This window comes from Acidimicrobiales bacterium, assembly GCA_022452035.1.
In the GTDB taxonomy this organism is placed as follows: Bacteria; Actinomycetota; Acidimicrobiia; order Acidimicrobiales; family MedAcidi-G1; genus UBA9410.
The window spans coordinates 1-16271 of sequence record JAKURV010000003.1 but is presented as its reverse complement, the minus strand read 5'-3'; the positions used below and the strand labels follow the sequence as shown (position 1 = coordinate 16271).

Annotated in this window: 14 protein-coding genes; 6 read left to right on the top strand and 8 right to left on the bottom strand. The window is 65.2% G+C overall.

What is annotated here, in order from left to right:
• Positions 1-13: 13 nt before the first annotated feature.
• Both MK181_01865 and MK181_01860 read left to right on the top strand, forming a co-directional pair.
• Positions 14-1267: an LLM class flavin-dependent oxidoreductase gene (locus MK181_01865; GenBank protein ID MCH2418540.1), complete on the top strand. Its 1254-nt coding sequence runs from the start codon at positions 14-16 to the stop codon at positions 1265-1267.
• Positions 1254-1391 (top strand): hypothetical protein, encoded by a 138-nt coding sequence (locus MK181_01860; GenBank protein ID MCH2418539.1) that lies wholly within the window; start codon positions 1254-1256, stop codon positions 1389-1391. Before MK181_01865 ends, MK181_01860 begins: the two co-directional genes overlap by 14 nt.
• Positions 1392-1410: 19 nt before the next feature.
• On the opposite strand, the gene MK181_01855 is transcribed toward MK181_01860, so the two are convergent.
• From MK181_01855 to MK181_01835, 5 genes are read right to left on the bottom strand one after another with little or no spacing between them, the layout of a single operon-like run.
• The gene (locus MK181_01855; GenBank protein MCH2418538.1) at positions 1411-2535 is read right to left on the bottom strand and encodes a hypothetical protein; all 1125 of its coding nucleotides are present in this window, start codon (positions 2533-2535) and stop codon (positions 1411-1413) included.
• 21 nt (positions 2536-2556) lie between these two features.
• Positions 2557-3186 carry a TIGR03085 family metal-binding protein gene (locus MK181_01850; protein MCH2418537.1) on the bottom strand — a complete coding sequence of 210 codons (630 nt, stop codon included), beginning with the start codon at positions 3184-3186 and terminating at the stop codon, positions 2557-2559.
• The gene (locus MK181_01845) at positions 3183-4535 is read right to left on the bottom strand and encodes a carotenoid oxygenase family protein (protein ID MCH2418536.1); all 1353 of its coding nucleotides are present in this window, start codon (positions 4533-4535) and stop codon (positions 3183-3185) included. Before MK181_01845 ends, MK181_01850 begins: the two co-directional genes overlap by 4 nt.
• Before the next feature lie 46 nt (positions 4536-4581).
• Positions 4582-6285, bottom strand: a complete 1704-nt coding sequence (locus tag MK181_01840; protein ID MCH2418535.1) for an acyl--CoA ligase — start codon at positions 6283-6285, stop codon at positions 4582-4584.
• Positions 6286-6295: 10 nt separating this feature from the next.
• On the bottom strand, positions 6296-8032 hold the full coding sequence (locus MK181_01835) for an acyl--CoA ligase (GenBank protein MCH2418534.1): 1737 nt from the start codon (positions 8030-8032) through the stop codon (positions 6296-6298).
• Between the two features lie 152 nt (positions 8033-8184).
• On the opposite strand from MK181_01835, the gene MK181_01830 reads away from it, so the two are divergent.
• Positions 8185-8661, top strand: coding sequence for a MaoC family dehydratase (locus MK181_01830; protein MCH2418533.1), 477 nt, complete (start codon positions 8185-8187; stop codon positions 8659-8661).
• A 25-nt stretch (positions 8662-8686) separates the two neighbouring features.
• On the opposite strand, the gene MK181_01825 is transcribed toward MK181_01830, so the two are convergent.
• Positions 8687-9484 carry an SDR family oxidoreductase gene (locus MK181_01825; protein MCH2418532.1) on the bottom strand — a complete coding sequence of 266 codons (798 nt, stop codon included), beginning with the start codon at positions 9482-9484 and terminating at the stop codon, positions 8687-8689.
• An 86-nt stretch (positions 9485-9570) separates the two neighbouring features.
• On the opposite strand from MK181_01825, the gene MK181_01820 reads away from it, so the two are divergent.
• Positions 9571-10479, top strand: a complete 909-nt coding sequence (locus tag MK181_01820; protein ID MCH2418531.1) for an amidohydrolase family protein — start codon at positions 9571-9573, stop codon at positions 10477-10479.
• Between the two features lie 39 nt (positions 10480-10518).
• On the opposite strand, the gene MK181_01815 is transcribed toward MK181_01820, so the two are convergent.
• A complete protein-coding gene (locus tag MK181_01815) occupies positions 10519-11805 on the bottom strand; it encodes a CoA transferase (GenBank protein MCH2418530.1) in 1287 nt (428 codons plus the stop codon).
• A gap of 54 nt (positions 11806-11859) precedes the next feature.
• Between MK181_01815 and MK181_01810 the strand changes: the two genes are divergently transcribed.
• Both MK181_01810 and MK181_01805 read left to right on the top strand, forming a co-directional pair.
• Entirely contained in the window at positions 11860-13746 is a 1887-nt protein-coding gene (locus tag MK181_01810; GenBank protein ID MCH2418529.1) for an ABC transporter ATP-binding protein/permease, read from the top strand.
• Positions 13747-13791: 45 nt separating this feature from the next.
• Positions 13792-15300: a carboxylesterase/lipase family protein gene (locus MK181_01805; GenBank protein ID MCH2418528.1), complete on the top strand. Its 1509-nt coding sequence runs from the start codon at positions 13792-13794 to the stop codon at positions 15298-15300.
• A 22-nt stretch (positions 15301-15322) separates the two neighbouring features.
• Here MK181_01805 and MK181_01800 read toward each other — a convergent pair.
• The coding region (locus tag MK181_01800) for an ABC transporter ATP-binding protein (protein MCH2418527.1) at positions 15323-16271 on the bottom strand (949 nt) is incomplete at its 5' end.

Here is a 16271-nt window from a genome sequence, read left to right as displayed (position 1 = left end):
GTAGGGTCGCCCCATGCGGTTCGGCGTGTTCTACGAACACCAGATGGCTAGACCGTGGGCTGACGGCGACGAGCACCGGCTCTTCACTGATGCCCTGGAGCAGGTGGAGCTGGCCGACCGCCTGGGCTTCGATTACGTGTGGGAGGTGGAGCACCACTTCCTGGAGGAATACAGCCACAGCTCGGCTCCCGAGGTTTTCCTGGCCGCGGCCAGCCAGCGCACGTCCCGGATCCGGCTAGGGCACGGCATCACGCTGCTCCCGGCGGCCTACAACCACACGGCGCGAGTGGTGGAGCGGATCAACACCCTGGATCTGGTGTCCGGGGGCCGGGTGGAGTTCGGCACCGGGGAGTCTTCGTCCAACGCCGAGCTGGACGGCTTCGGCATTGACCGGGCCACCAAGCGGGACCAGTGGCTGGACCACATCGAGGCTGCGACGCGGATGATGGTGGAGGAGCCATTCGCCGGCTGGGAGGGACCGTGGCTGTCCATGCCGCCCCGAAACGTGGTACCCAAGCCTCTCCAACGCCCCCACCCCCCGCTATGGGTGGCGTGCAGCCAGCGGGAGACCATTCACCTGGCCGCCCAAAAGGGCATGGGCGCCCTGACCTTCGCCTTCGTGGAGCCCGGCGAGGCCGAGCAGTGGATCGGCGAGTATCACGAGATCATCGCCTCGGAGGCCTGCGTCCCAGCGGGGTTCGCCGTCAACCCAAACGTGGCGTGCGTGCTGCCTTTCTTGTGCCACGAGGACGAGGAAACAGCGCTGGAGCGTGGCATCGACGGGGCTCACTTTTTCGGATACTCGCTGGCCCATTACTACGGGTTCGGTCAGCACCGTCCCGGCGTCACCGACGTCCACGAGGAATTCACCCGTAACCGCAGCCTGTACGGCTTCGACCGGGACACGGCCACCCAGCTGGGCGGCAACCTCCGAGCCCAGATGCAGGGCAATGGGCTGCTGGCCCTCCGGGGTGCTATCGGCACCCCCGATCAGGTCCGGGACCTCCTGCGGGAGTACGAGGCGGCTGGCGTGGACCAGGTGATTTTCGTCAGTCAGGCCGGGCGGAACCGTCATGAGCACATCTGTGAGTCAATGGAGCTCTTCGCCCGCGAGGTGATGGGCGAGTTTGCCGAACGGGACCCAGCCCACGTGGCGGCCCGTGACGAACGGCTCGCCGATGCAGTGGCCGCCGCCTTGGCCCGTCGGGAGGGCCCGCGTGCTGTTGATCCCGACTACCTGATCCCTCGGCCCGGTGGAGAGGCATAAGGGGCCGCGGGATCGCCGTCTCTCTGATGGTGACAACTACCTGTTGGACTCGCCTGAACCGGGCACCTGCACCCTGTTCTGTGCCCTGCATCCGGACATGAGGGCCGCCGCCGCCGTGGGCTGAACCCAGAGGTTCCGTCGCCTTAGCCGACCCGGCCGGTCAGGAACCAGGCCCGTCGGCCGCCGAGTTCCAGGTCGAGCGTCTCGGTGAGGCCGGGCCGCACCTGGCGGGCCAGGCCCCGGTCGGCAACCAGTACTCCCAAGGACCAGCCTGCGAACCGTTCGGCCGCCACCCGACCAAGCGTGGCGTAGAGGTTCCGGAGGTCGCCGCCGGACACTCGACCACCCCACGGTGGGTTGGTGGCCAGTAGGCCGCTCTCTGCCTGGACGCCGGCGGGAGGGGCCAGGTCGGCGATGGGGGCCCGCCGCCACTCGATGAGGTCCTCCACCCCGGCCCGTTGGGCGTTGGACTGTGCCGACTCGATGGCACCCGCATCGCGGTCAGCGGCCACGATGGATGGCACCGCGCCGGCCTCGGAGACCCGTCGGTCGGCCTCGGCGGTGACGCTGGCCCACGTCCCAGGTTCGAACCCCGGCCACGACTGGAACGCCAGATCCCGCTGACCGGCAGGGGCGGATCCGGTGGCCCGCAGCGCCGCCTCGATGGCGATGGTCCCCGACCCGCAGAGCGGGTCGACGAGGGGCGTAGTGGGATCCCACCGAGCAGCGGTCAGCAGCGCTGCGGCCACCGACTCCCGGAGGGGAGCCCGTGCCGTGGCCTGCCTCCACCCCCGCTCGTGGAGTGGTGCCCCCGAGGAGTCCACGCTGACTGTGAACCGGTCGTCCACAGCCCGCACGACTACCAGCTGTTCTCGTCCCTCTTCGGACCCCGGGCCCAGCACCGAGGTGAAGCGTTCAGCCACTGCGCCGTCGTGCCAGAGCTTCGAGTGCCGGGTGGTGACCCGTACCCGTGGCCGATCCTCCGGCCCGATCCACGGGTCCCAGTCCACCTCTCTGATCCAGCGCTCCAGGTCGGCGAAGGACCGCACGGTAAACCGGGCCACCCGAACCAGCACGCGAGTTGCCGACCGCAGGAACAGGTTGGCGGCGTACAGCTGCCGGGTCGTCAGGTCCGCCGAGATCGAGCCCTTGCCCGTCCGCCGCGCCCGGATCCCCAGGTCGTCCAACTCGGCGGTCACCACGTCCTCCAGGCCCGGTGGGCAGACCACCAAGCAGGGCAGCGTCGGTCGACGTTCATCAGAGACCATCTCCCGCCTCCCCTCGGCGACCTAGAAGCCGATCGGAGCGGTGGACACCTCGCGGATCCCCTCTGGGTCGCCGTCGAGATCCACCACGGCATGGTCGCGCCGCCCGAAGAAGTACAGCGCCAGCTCACCTGGCTCGCCGGTCACCGTGACCTGGCGGATCCCGGACCGCACGTGGACGGCCGGCCCGCCCCGCCGGGCGATTGACAGGTCTACGTCGTCCAACCGTCGGGTCTGCATCTTGGTCCGGGACCGCTGGAACGGCCACAGGGCGTCCTGGAGGGCCTCGTTCTCTCGGAGCGACCACCCTTCGACGGCCCGTCGGATGTCCTCGATGTGGACGAAGAACTCCAACAGGTTCATCGGCCCGTCGATCGGTCGGACCAGGGTTGGTGGTCCTGACCGGATCCGGGAGACGAGGCTCTCGAAGGGGGCCCGTTGGGCCACCCGGTCGGTGGTCCACGCCGTGTAGTGGGCGAACGGTCCGGGCAAGACCAGGCCTAGGCCCACGTCGAGTCGGCGCTCCCGGAGGCACAGGTGGGCGGCCAGGTGTGCCGTGGTCCATCCCTCGCACAGGGTCGGCGCGTCGGGACCCGCCTCCAACATCAGGTCGCATAGGAGGCCTCGTTCGGCCTGGGCATGTTCGGTACTCACGGTGGTGGTACTGAGGAGTCGGGTATCCATGAACCATGGAATCCGTCCGGAACCCTGCGGGGGAGGTGTACCCGGGCCACCGGCGGACTGGCCAGATCACCTCCGTCGAGGACCACCAGTTCTGCGGGGCCACCGGCCCGGTCGTTGACGCACACCAGCACCCAGACGTCGTCCTCGGTGGTCGAGCGATACTTGGGGATGACCACTGGTTCGGCTCCGTAACGTCCCTTTCCGTGGTCGTGAATGACCGAGGTACCGGTCTCCACGTCGATACGGGTGGTCGGCCCCAGCGTCAGGCCGTCCGCTGTGTACGCATACCGGTAGGACCTAGTGGCGACCCGTGGGTCGTGGGCCGGGAACTCGTGGTGGCCGTCAGCGAGAGGCTTCTCGGTTACCCGCCGGGTCGTCGAATCCACCGTCCACCGAGCCAGTGTCGGGGCGCTGTCACCTACCGGTCCTCGTCGGTCCTGATCAAACATCGAGTTGTACCGGCACACGTCGACCACCACGCCACCATCTCCGGTGTCGTAAGCGTTGACAGGGTGGAATACATAGGCCTGTGGGGCTTCGCACCACACCACGTCGTCCGCCGTACCAGCACGAGGCAGGACCCCGACCCGAGCCGGATGATTTGGGTTCCAGGAGAACGGGAAGGGTGAACCACCGATGGCCATTTCAAGGTCGAGGCACACCGGAAGGTCGTAGATCAGGACGTTTGTCTCGGTCAGCGACATGTCGTGGACCATGGGCATTCCGTCGACGGGAACGTCGGTCACCGAGGACACCGTTCCTTCCGGACCGACGACCACATGCTGTACCCGGTCTGGAAGGTCGGGGTACGCGTAGCAGACGCCATGTAACTCACCGGTCGTCGGGTCGAACTTCGGGTGGGCGGTGAAGCCGGCCGGGAGTGTGCCTTCGAAATCGTCGTAGTCGATGGTGTCCAGTTCGTAAGTCAGGGTCATCGGTGTTGTTCCTGCCTCGACCATGGCCCACGTCTTGCCGGCAAACCCGCCCACGGAAGTGTTGGGCCCGAAGTCTCGATCGCCAAAGGAGGTCCCGGCGGGGTGGGGCTCCCCTAGCGCCTCGGCCACCCTCGGGCCACGGACCCAACGGTTGCGGTACCACTCGGCTCGGCCGCCGCACAACCTCACGCCGTGGACCATCCCGTCCCCTAAGAACCAATGGTGGGTGGCCGGATCAGTTGGCCCCAGGGGATTCGGGCCGTTACGGAGCCACCGGCCCTCCAGCTCCTCAGGCAAAGTCCCGGTCACTGGTAGGTCCAGCGCTAGGACCTCGTCGGGTACCGGTGCCAGGGCGCCCTCCAGATAGGGGTTGTCACCGACCATGGCCGGAGCCTCCCACAGGCCCCCGCCGCCTCACCGCGCCGGGTTTCTACTCTTCGATAAACGTCTGGACGGCTTCGCCTTGCAGGACTGTCTTAAGCACTTTGCCGGTGGCGTTGCGTGGCAGGGGTTCTTCGAGGACCTCGAGGTGGTCAGGCAGCTTGTAGGAGGCGAGAACCTTTGCGCAGAACGCCCTCACCTCTTCCAAGTCCAGGGTTTTCCCGGGGCGCAACACGACGTAGGCCTTGACCTCCTGGCCGAGGGTCCGGTGGTCGACTCCGCCGACTGCACACTCGGCGACTGCGGGATGCTGTTCAAGTCGGGCCTCGACCTCGGCCGGGTAAACGTTTTCACCACCGCGGAGGATTAGGTCCCGCAGCCGGCTGGCCAGAAACAGTTGGCCACCTTCCAAACGGCCGAAGTCGCCGGTCTGTAGCCATCGGTCGGACAGGATCGCCGCGGCTGTCGCGTCCTCGTCTTCCCAGTAGCCGATCATGGTCAGGGGGCTGCGCACGCAGATTGAGCCGTTCTCGCCTTCGGGCAACTCGACGCCATCGTCATTGACGATCTTCAACTCGACGGTTGGCATGGCTATGCCGACGCTGTCAGGGTTGGCCTTCAGCATCTCGTTGCTGGCGTGGCTGACCATCCCACCTGACTCGGTTAGGCCGTAGCCGGAGGTGAAGGTGTCCACTAGGTGAGGGAACCGCTCTTCGGTAGCTCGGATGAGCTCTGGGGTGCTTGCTGAACCGCCGATGGCCACGGTCTCGATCAGGGTCGCGTCCAAATCCTTAATTGTCGGATCCTCCAACAGGCGGAAAATATGGGTGGCTGTGCCGTTCCACGCGTAGATCCGTTCTTCGTTTGTCAGCCGGATCACGGTGGCCGGGTCGAACTTCCCCATGGGCCAGACGTTGCCGGCACCAGTGGCCATCGGGGTGACGCTGGAACTCTGTAGGCCCGAGATGTGGAACATGGGGAATACGGCTAGACGAGGTCGAGTTGTGCCGGACGTCGATGCCCCGACCGAGGCTGCCTGGGCGGCACCCAGGAAGGTGACGACCTGGACGAAGGCAACGATGCTGCGGTGGCTGAGTATGGCGGCTTTGGGCTGGCCGGTGGTCCCCGAGGTGAACTGGAGCAGTGCTGGCTGGTCCTCGTCGATGGCTACGTTGGGTAGGGCGGCATCAGGGGAGAACTCTTGGAGTGCGACGAAGTCGTCTTCGATCACGACGACTGGCATGCCCGGATCGGCACCCTCTAGTCGAGCCAGGCGTTTCCGGTCGGCCACAAGGAGCACCGGGCGGGTATGAGCCAGGGCGTGCTCGACCTCGTCACGGGTCCACCAGCCGTTACAGGCCACGGCGATCGCCCCCAACGACACCACTGCCCAAAAGGTCTCCAACCATTCCGGACAATTGGCGGCCAGGATTGCCACCCGGTCGGTAGGCCCGATCCCTCGGTCCGCTAGGGCGGCAGCGACCGAGGCCACCCGGCGCTCATGTTCGGTGAAGGTCACTGCCCGGCGACGGTCTCCATCGTGGAATACCGCATAGTCAACGTCTCCGAACCGGGTTGACGATGTCAGCAACTCGCGTAGTGAACCAGCCCGTTGGACGAAGACCTGAAGGGGAACGCCCAGCACCTTCTCGGTTCCCATCTCAAACGGAGCCCCGGGGGCCAGCAATGCCATGACTGCTGCCATCGGATCTGGGTCACCATCGGCGACCGGTGCATCGTCCTGGTCAGGCACGTGGCCCTCCTCAGTTGCTCGGTGTACCGACCAGACGGTCCCGAAGGTCGCGTTTAACGAACTTGCCATTGGCGTTAGTGGGCAACGCCTCGTCCAGGAACCACAGGTGTTCCGGCACCTTGAACACGGCGATCAAGCGACGGGTGTGGTCCCGCAGTTCCTCGGCTGAACATTCGGCCCCAGGAAGCAGAACGATTGCCGCGCCTACCGCTTCGCCGTGGCGTTCATCGGGAACTGCGAATACCGCGGCTTCGGCCACTGCCGGGTGTTCGTAGATGGCTGCCTCTACCTCGGCCGAGTAGACGTTCTCACCGCTGCGCAGAACCATGTCCTTGGCCCGGTCGACGAGAAACAAGAAGCCGTCGTCATCCAGGTAGCCAATGTCACCGGTGTGGAACCACCCGTCGGTCAGGGCCTCGGCATTGGCCTCCGGTCGGTTCAGGTAACCGCGGAACACGTTTCCGCCGCGGACCCACAGCTCGCCGTGCTCACCCGGCCCTTGATCGGTACCGTCCTCGGCCACGATCCGAGTCTCCATGATCGGGCACGGTGAACCTGCCGAGGCCGGCTTGGCCATGAAGAAGTGCCCAACGTTGATGGTGATGACCCCGTTGACTTCGGTCAACCCGTAGCCGGTACTGGGCCGGCCCTCCAATCGGTCCTCGATCTTGTGCACCAGATCGGGCTGTACCGGTGCTCCACCACCGCCTACGTGGGAAAGGCTGGAAGTGTCGCGTCGTTCAAAGTCGGGGCTGTTGAGCAACTCACGGGTCATGGTCGGCACTCCAGTCAAACTGGCGGGCCGTTCTCGTTCAATCAACTCCAGCGCCACCTCGGGATCCCAGCGGTGCATAAGGGTGAGCCTGCCGCCCACGGCGGTGATCGGGTGGAGGCAGCAGTTACAGCCGGTGACATGAAAGAGCGGAACAGCCAATACTGAACCGGGGTACGACTCTCCGGCTTTCTTCTCGGACCCTGGAGGAGGTTCCCCTGCCGCCACTGCCCGGGCCTCCGCTGACGCGGCCATGACCTGCCAGAAACCCAGGTTGAAAAGGTTGGAGGTGGCACCACGATGGGTCAGCACAGCCCCTTTGGGGTGGCCGGTAGTACCCGACGTGTAAAAGACGCAGAGGTCGTCATCGGGATCGATGGTGGGTTCAGGAGCCGGTCCGTGTTCTGCAGCACCAGCTAGGGCGTCCTCCCACCGAACGGCGTCATCGGGAAGCCTGGTCCCGGCGGGAAGCCGAACACCTACCAGGTGGAGGGGTCCGCTGGATCGGAGCCCGGCGAGATGAGGCATCACCCGATCTAAACGTTCGGCGTCGCACACCATGACCTTGGGAGTCGAGTCGGCCAGGCCGAACTCCAGCTCCGGGCCAGTCCACCAGGCGTTCATCCCAATCACCACGGCTCCCAGACGCACGGTGGCCCAGTAGGCCAGGGCCCACTCGGGGTAGTTCCGTAGGGCCAGTGCCACCCGATCTCCGTGCCCTACCCCAACGTCGGATAGGTGGGCAGCCAGGGCGTCGACCGCTTTGTGAGCCTCGGCGTAGGACATCCGCTCATCTTCGTAGACGAGGTAATCGGCATCGCCGTGAACTATTGAACCGGCCCAGACCTGAGCCATGTTCGGCGGGGCAGCGTCGTATGTCCGGGTGGGGACGCCGCGGACGTCGGTCACCGACCAGGCAAAGGGCGCGCCGGGTGCGGTCAGTTCTTCCCATGCCTCGCGATAGTGCCGGTCCACCCGAATTCCCTTCCCCACGTCGTATCTGCCGGACGCCGACCCTAGGACGGGCCGTGCCTGGTCGAGGCAACGGGCGCCCGGTTGGCCTCGGAACGTTGGTTGACGGCCACAATGGCAATAGATCAATCAGCAGACTGCAGGAGAATGACTCGATGAGCGACCTACCGGAGATCGCGTTTAATGACCTAGAAGGGCTCCGCTCCGTTATCACCGAAGAGTGGAGCGACTGGGGTCCCGAGTACGAGATGACCCAGGAGAAGGTGAACCAGTTCGCTGACCTGACCGGTGACCACCAGTGGATCCACGTGGATGTTGAGCGGGCAAATGCTGGTCCGTTCGGTGGGCCGATCGCCCATGGTTTCTTCACCCTCAGTCTCTTACCCACCTTGAACCGCGCCGGTCACGTGAAGATCACGGGCCAGCAGAACGTCGTGAACTACGGGGCCGACGGGATGAGGCTCCTGGCCCCGGTTCCCGTGGGATCGGTGCTTCATGCCCGGAACCGGATCAGGGATGTTCGTGAGCACAAGAAGGGCACGCTGGTTGCCACTCAGGTGGCTATCCACGTGGTGGGAAACGACGACGTGCCGGCCGTGCTCTATGAGGCCCTGGCTCTCTACCAGGGTTGACTACTGGCCTTGAGTGAGTCCGAGGTCAGTTGTTCTTGATGGTCATCCCGCCGTCGACCATCAACAAGTGGCCGGTGATGTAGCTGGAGGCTGGCAGGGCTAGGTGGAGGATGCCGTGTGCAACCTCCTCGGGTTCGGCGTAGCGCCGCTCGGGCACCCTGCGTCGAGCGAACTTCTGTTTGTTCTCCTCGGGGATGGCCGCCGTCATACCGGTACGGATCGGGCCGGGACCCACCGCGTTGACGGTGACGCCTGACCCGCCTAACTCCACGGCCAGGGCTCGGGTGAGGCCGACCACGCCGTGTTTGGCCGAGGTGTAGGCCGACAGGCCGGCCGAACCGCCGACCCCCTCGGTGGATGCAAGGTTCACGATCCGGCCGGCGGATGACTCGCGGAGGTGCGGGAGAGCAGCTCGGATGCAGGAGGTCAGAGCGGTGAGCATGACGTCGAGAGAGAGGTGCCAGGTCTCCTCGTAGGACGGATCGTCGATCAGGGCGCCTGCAGCCAACCCAGCGTTGTTGACCAGCACGTCCAGGCCGCCGAACCTGTCGGCTGCCTCGGCTACCACCCGGTCGACGGCCTCCCGGTCGGTGACGTCCAACTCCCATCCGGCGGCCCGTCCCCCAACGCCTTCGATTTCGGCTACTACCTCGTCGACGCGGTCCCCGTCCCGGTCGGTGACGGCCACCGTTGCCCCCTCGTCGGCGAAAAGGTGGGCGGTGGCCCGACCGATCCCCGACCCCGCTCCAGTGACCAGCACCCGGTGGTCGGCCACCGACCGGCTGAGGCGGCTCAGGCGTCGCCCGGTTGGCCCGTCGTCCATACCGGGAGTCTCGCGTCCGTCGGCTTCTGACCGCGCTCCCGGCGCCAGGGTTTGCCTGACGGGCCGTCAGATCGGAGGATGGGGCCATGACCACCGGGACGTTCCCCACCGACGTGGCGGCCGTCGACACCATGATGGGCACCCGGGCCGGGCCGAACGCCAAACTCAACTACGCCAACCTCACCGGGATCAGGGACGCCGACTCGAAGTCCATGAACTTTCCGGCCCAGTACATGTTCAAGGACGTCCCGTTCTCGGACCAGGCACGGGACAGTGACGGTGAACCGCAGGATCCACCCCAGGGGGCTGACCTGTGCCTCCCGTTCATGGACCGCAACAACGTGCAATTGGCCATGATCGGCATCGGGCCTAACAAGAGCGAAGGCCGGGCCATGATCGAGCAGCACCCGGACCGTTTTATTCCCAGCCATGAGCCCGACCCCAACGACGGTCCGGAGTCGATCCGCACTATCCGCCGACTCCATCGGGACGACGGACTGAGGGCGATTACTGCGTTCCCGGCGGGTCGGGATCCACAGGTGCCGATCGACGACCCGAAGATGTACGCCATCTACGAGTTGTGCTGTGAGCTGAACCTTCCGGTCTTTTGCTGTGCCGGCATTCCCGGCCCGCGGGTGCCGTTTGCCCCCCAGAAGGTGGAGCTGATCGACCAGGTCATGTACGACTTTCCGGACCTGACCTTCGTAACTCGTCACGGTTGTGAGCCATGGGTGGACCTCGTCGTCAAGCTGATGCTGAAGTGGCCCAACCTCTACTACTCGACCTCAGCCTTCGCCCCTAAGCACTACCCGAAGGCCATCATCGACTACGCCAACACCCGAGGTGCCGACAAGATCCTCTACGCCGGTTACTTCCCCATGGGCCTCTCGCTGGATCGGATCTTCACTGAACTGCGTGACGTGCCGTTCAAAGCCGAGGTGTGGCCGAAGTTCCTACGGGAGAACGCAATCCAGGTCCTCGGGCTCGACGTCTGACCCGGCGACCGGGCTCAGGGCGACCGGTGACCCGGTCGGCTAGCCCTCTCGGGGCCCCACCGCTCCGGAGGCCCGAAGCTCGGCGATGCGCTCGGGCGACAGGCCCAGTTCGGCCAGGACCTCGTCGGTCTGCTCTCCCACCCGGGGCGCCATGGTCGGCGTGGGTGGCAGCTCGCCCTCCAGGTAGATGGGTAGGGGAAGTTGCTCGGCGCCGACGTCTTCGATGCCGTAGAAGGGCAAGCGGTAGGAAAACTGGGGGTCGTCCGGCGCTGTACGGGGCGTGTTAACGGGAGCGATTGGCGTGTTGGCCTCGTTTGAGAAGTCCAGCCACTCGGTGCAGGTCCGGGTGGCGAAGATGGCCTTCAACTCAGTCTGAAGCTCGGTGTTGTGGCGAGCATGGTCGGCGTAGGTGGAGCCGGGCCACTGCTCGAAGAGGTCCATCCGGTTAACTCCCTCGCAGAAATTTCGCCAAAACGCCTGTTCAGAGGCCATAAAGAGGACGTGGCCATCTGACGCCTCGTAAATCTGGTAGCGGACGCCTTCCCACATGCCGGCCAGGCCCGGCTCGCGGCGCTCGTAGTCATCGGCGGCGTTGCCGGTGACCACGTCGGCTGGCCGGTCGTAGGCCCGGTAGGTCTCAATCCGGTACCAGTCCATGTAGGCCGCGGCGTCGGACTGGGCTACTTCCAGCCACGTCCCCTTGCCCGTCTCGCGGGCCCGGAGGACGGCAGCCAGGATGCCTAGCGCCCCGATCAGGGGGCCGACGTTGATCCCGATGTTGGGCAGCGTGGGAATCCGGGTGAACCCCTGGTCGTCGACGGCCGGCTCGATGAGACCGGCCCACGTGTCGTAGGCGATGCCGTGGCTGGGCATGTCTCGGTAGGGGCCCGTGGCGCCGTAGCCAGACACGGAGCAGAAGACCAGTTGAGGGTTGACGGCTACAAGATCGTCAAAGCCGATCCCTAGGCGGGCCAGCGAACCCGGTCGCATGGCCTCCACCACCACGTCGGCCTCTCGCACCAGGTCGCGGTAGATCCCGAGGCCGTCGTCGGTTTTGAGGTCGAGGGCGATGCTGCGCTTGCCCCGGTGGGTGTGGAGGTGGAGCAGTGAGGTGCCGTCCACGATGGGCCACGTCATCTGCCGGATGTAGTCACCAGACGGCGGCTCCACCTTGACCACGTCGGCGCCCAGGTCGGCCAGGAAGGTGGCCACCAGGCCGGGGCCGAGCAGTGAACTCTCGATCACCTTGAGACCGCCTAACGGTCGGTTGGCGTCTAGGCCCATGCTTGTAATGCCTCCCAGGTTGGATCCGCCGGGCTCCCGCATACCTGACGGAACGTCAGATTACCCGGACGCACTGGTGCTCCGTAGGCTCGGGCGGTGAGCAACGCTATGCATCTCCTCCATGTGATGTCGTATCAGTCAGACACGCCGTCACAGGTCGACCGCGAGACCAGGAGGCGGGTCTGGGGTTTCGCCCGCCCCTACCGGAGGATGGTTGCCGGCTTCCTCATCGTGGTGACCCTGTCCTCGCTGCTCGGTGTAGTCCCACCCCTCCTCTTTCGGGAAATCATCGACAAGGCCATCGTGGTTGGCGACCGCGACCGCCTCACCGTGCTCGGCCTGCTAGTGGTCGCTGCGGCACTCGCCCAGGCCGTCTTGTCGTTCGTGGAACGGTGGGCGTCATCCACGGTTGGTGAAGGCCTCATCTTCGATCTGCGGGTGGCATTGTTCGACCACGTCCAGCGCCTCCCTCTGTCGTTCTTCACCCGCACCCAGACCGGTGCTCTGGTCAGCCGCCTCAACAACGACGTGATCGGGGCCCAACGGGCGCTGACCGGAACGCTCGGCACGGTCGTCTCCAATGGGATTACGGCAGTAACCACCTTGGTCACTCTTTTCCTCCTGGAGTGGCGGATCACCCTTCTGGCCATGGTCCTGCTCCCGCTGTTCATCCTTCCGGCTCGCCGAGTCGGTCGAACCGTGGCTGGTATCACCCGAGAGGGCATGAACCTCAATGCCTCGATGAACGCCACGATGACCGAGCGTTTCAACGTCTCAGGGGCCCAATTGGTCAAGTTGTTCGGACGACCCGACGAAGAAACCGAAGGCTTCCAAGAGCGGGCCGGGCGAGTCCGTGATATTGGGATCCGCGGGGCCCTGTTCAGCCGGGCCTTCGTCATCGCGCTGACCCTTCTGGGGGCCGTTGGCACTGCCGTCGTCTACTGGGTCGGCGGTTCGCTAGCTATAAACGAGACCATCACCATCGGCACGCTGGCTTCCATGGGAGTGCTCGTTGCCCTGCTCTACGGGCCACTAGCCCAGCTAACCAACGCCCGCGTAGATGTCATGTCGGCCTTCGTTTCCTTTGAACGGGTATTCGAGGTGCTTGACGCCCCTAACCCTGTCGCCGATGCACCTGATGCCCGGGCCCTCCCTACCGCCGACGGCCACATGGTCTTCAGCAAGGTTTCATTCCGGTACCCAACGGTCGACGAAACCTCGGTCGCTTCGCTAGAGACCGACGCTGCGCCTGGCAAGCCCGGCCACACCGTGCTCCACGAAGTCGACCTCGAAGTCCGGCCCGGGCAGATGCTGGCCATCGTCGGACCGTCGGGATCTGGAAAGTCCACCCTGGCCTCCCTCGTTCCTCGGCTCTATGACGTAACCGAGGGGTCAATCACCCTCGATGGACACGACATACGGTCAGTGCGTCAAGACGACCTGCGGGCCCGAATCGGCGTGGTCACCCAGGACCCCCACCTGTTTCACGACACGGTGGGCGCCAACCTCCGGTACGCCCGACCCGACGCCACCGACACTGAGCTGGATGAGGCCTGTCGGGCATCTCGCATCCTCGATGTGGTGCAACGCCTGCCCGATGGATATGACACGGTGGTTGGCGAGCGTGGCCACCGCATGTCGGGTGGAGAGAAGCAACGCCTGGCTATCGCCCGCCTGCTGCTGAAGGACCCGTCAGTAGTCATACTCGACGAGGCCACCAGTCATCTCGACGCTGAAAATGAAGCCGTCGTGCAACAAGCCCTAGCTGCCGCACTTGCCGGACGGGCCGCCATCGTCATCGCCCACCGACTTTCCACCATCATCGACGCGGACGAAATCGTGGTGGTCGACGACGGCCGGATCGTCGAACGCGGACGTCATCCGGAACTCCGAGACGCTGGCGGCCTTTACGCCGAACTGTGGGAAACACTGATGCGAGGAGAAGCCACGCCCGCCCCCGGAAGCGGATCCAGGCATGTCTGACCGGTACCGTCCAGACATGTCTTCATCCTCCTTGAAGGTCGCCGCATGACCACCGATGCAAGTCCGGACGACTACCCGATCACCCTGGTCGATCAGGGAGAACTTCAGGGCCGTCACCGTCGAGGCGTCCAGTTGTTCGCTGGAATTCCGTACGCCGCCCCACCGGTCGGATCACGACGCTTCAGGGCCCCCGAATCTCCGAAACCGTGGGACAGCATCCGAGATTCCCGACGATTCGGTCCGGCATCAGCCCAACTGCCGGGCGAGGGCCTCACGAACCGGTTCGAGATTCCGTGGGACGAAGACTGCCTGTACCTGAACGTCGTCACCCCGGCCTGTGACGATGCCCGACGTCCCGTCTACGTGTGGATCCACGGCGGTGCCTACAAGCACGGCCAGGGGGCTACCCCCTGGTACGACGGCACCTCGTTTGCTACCCGGGGCGACATCGTCGTGGTGACCATCAACTACCGGTTGGGAGCCCTCGGGTTCTGCGACCTGGCCGGCCACCTGGGCGACGACTTCGCTACCTGTGGCGTCAATGGCACCCTGGACCAGGTGGCGGCCCTGCAGTGGGTCCACGAGAACATCGAAGCGTTCGGCGGTGACCCCGATCGGGTCACCATCGGAGGGGAGTCAGCTGGGGCGTTCAGCGTCACCAACATGCTGGCCATGTCGACCACTGACGGTCTGTTCCACCGGGCTATTGCCCAGAGTGGGGCCGCCCACCACACCTTTGACCCTGATGACGGCCGCGAGATTGCCGGAAGTTTCCTGAACCAGCTGGGTGGTCCGTCGGCTGACGACCTGATGTCCATGGACGTGAAACGGATACTTGAAGCTGCCGAGAAGGTTGCCGAGGAGAGTGGCCAGCAGACGGGCCGAAGCCAGGAGCCCTTCTATCCGGTGTGGGGCCACGAGGCCCTTCCCGACGACCCCCGGGACCTGATCGCAAGCGGGGCAGGGTCCGACGTGGCCCTGCTAACCGGCACCAACGAGGACGAGATGGCCCTGTGGGGAGTGTCGGCCATGGACTCCGACCAAGCGGCCGAGATGGTGGCCAGGATCGCCGACGACCCAGACGCCCTGGTTGACGTGTACCGGCGACGGCTAGGCGATGCCACGCCCGGATGGGTGGCTTGTGCCATTGCGTCGGACCTGGTGTTCGGCATCCCGGCTATCCGTCACGCCGAATACCGGAGTGCCCACGGTGCCGATACTTGGATGTACCGGTTCTCCTGGGATTCTCGGGCCTTTGACGGCCTGTTCGGGGCCGCCCACGCCTTGGAGATCCCCTTCACCTTCAACACCATTGACCAGGCGGGAGTGGACGTGTTCCTGGGGCCCGGTGATGTACCGACTGAACTGGCCGAAATCATGCACGACGCTTGGATCGCTTTTATCCGCGACGGTGACCCGTCCACGTCGACGCTTGGCGTCTGGCCTCGTTACTCACCGGATGACCGGGTAGTCATGGAACTTGACGAACAGTGCGGTCTACTTCATGACCCTCGGGCTGACGAGCGTTCTGCCTGGGAGGGTGTAGTCCGCTGATCAGGCGCTTGCAGCGTCGCGATCAGGTTGACGGCAGGTGGCAGGCCACGAAGTGGTCCTCGCCTAGTTGTCGCATCTGCGGTTCTTCGACGGCGCACCTGTCGAAGGCCGCCGGACATCTGGTCCGGAATCGACAGCCGGACGGCGGGTCGGTGGGAGAAGGAATTTCGTCGCCTAGGACTGCGTCGGCAACGCCGACTGATTGGGCCGGCTCGGGTGCCGAGGCAAGCAGCGCCCTGGTATACGGGTGGGTCGGGGCCTCGTAGAGGCGGTCAGCGTCGCCCACCTCGCAGAGCTTTCCCAGGTACATCACGACGACTCGGTCGCTCACATTGCGAACCACCGACAGGTCGTGGCTGATGAACACGAGGCTCAGGTCGTAGCGGGCCTTCATGTCCTCCAGGAGGTTCAGGATCTTTGCCTGGACTGAAACGTCGAGAGCTGAGACCGGCTCGTCACAAATCAGGATCTCCGGGTTCACGGTGAGCGCCCGGGCGATGGAGATCCGCTGGCACTGTCCGCCAGAGAACTGGTGTGGCCGGTGGGAGGCCGCCGCTGCCAGGTCGATGCCTACGGCGTGGAGGACTTCTGCGACTCGTTCCCTTCCTTCGGTCCCGATGTCGCCGTCGGACCAGATTTCGAGACCCTCACTGACGATGTCTTTTACCCGCCGCCGTGGGTTCAGCGACGAGATCGGGTCCTGGAAGATCATCTGGAGTCTCGGCCGTACATCGCGCAGGTCGTTACCTGATAGGCCGGTCAGGTCGATCTCATCTTCGGAGCCGGGGTCGAGAACCACCCGTCCGCTGGTAGGCGGTGGGAGTTGGACCAAGGCTCGAGCTGTCGTGGACTTACCGCAGCCGGATTCTCCAACAATGCCCAGGGTCTCCCCTTTGCGGAGATCGAAAGAGACGTCGGACACCGCGTGGACCACCCGGTTGCGACCGACTGGGAATTCCTGGACGAGGTTT

Excerpts from the sequence above, each read along its gene's own strand:
- MK181_01865 (MCH2418540.1), top strand. The coding sequence starts at position 14 with ATGCGGTTCGGCGTGTTCTACGAACACCAGATGGCTAGACCGTGGGCT.
- MK181_01855 (MCH2418538.1), bottom strand. The coding sequence starts at position 2,535 with ATGGTCTCTGATGAACGTCGACCGACGCTGCCCTGCTTGGTGGTCTGC.
- MK181_01845 (MCH2418536.1), bottom strand. The coding sequence starts at position 4,535 with ATGGTCGGTGACAACCCCTATCTGGAGGGCGCCCTGGCACCGGTACCC.
- MK181_01830 (MCH2418533.1), top strand. The coding sequence starts at position 8,185 with ATGAGCGACCTACCGGAGATCGCGTTTAATGACCTAGAAGGGCTCCGC.
- MK181_01825 (MCH2418532.1), bottom strand. The coding sequence starts at position 9,484 with ATGGACGACGGGCCAACCGGGCGACGCCTGAGCCGCCTCAGCCGGTCG.
- MK181_01820 (MCH2418531.1), top strand. The coding sequence starts at position 9,571 with ATGACCACCGGGACGTTCCCCACCGACGTGGCGGCCGTCGACACCATG.
- MK181_01815 (MCH2418530.1), bottom strand. The coding sequence starts at position 11,805 with ATGCGGGAGCCCGGCGGATCCAACCTGGGAGGCATTACAAGCATGGGC.
- MK181_01805 (MCH2418528.1), top strand. The coding sequence starts at position 13,792 with ATGACCACCGATGCAAGTCCGGACGACTACCCGATCACCCTGGTCGAT.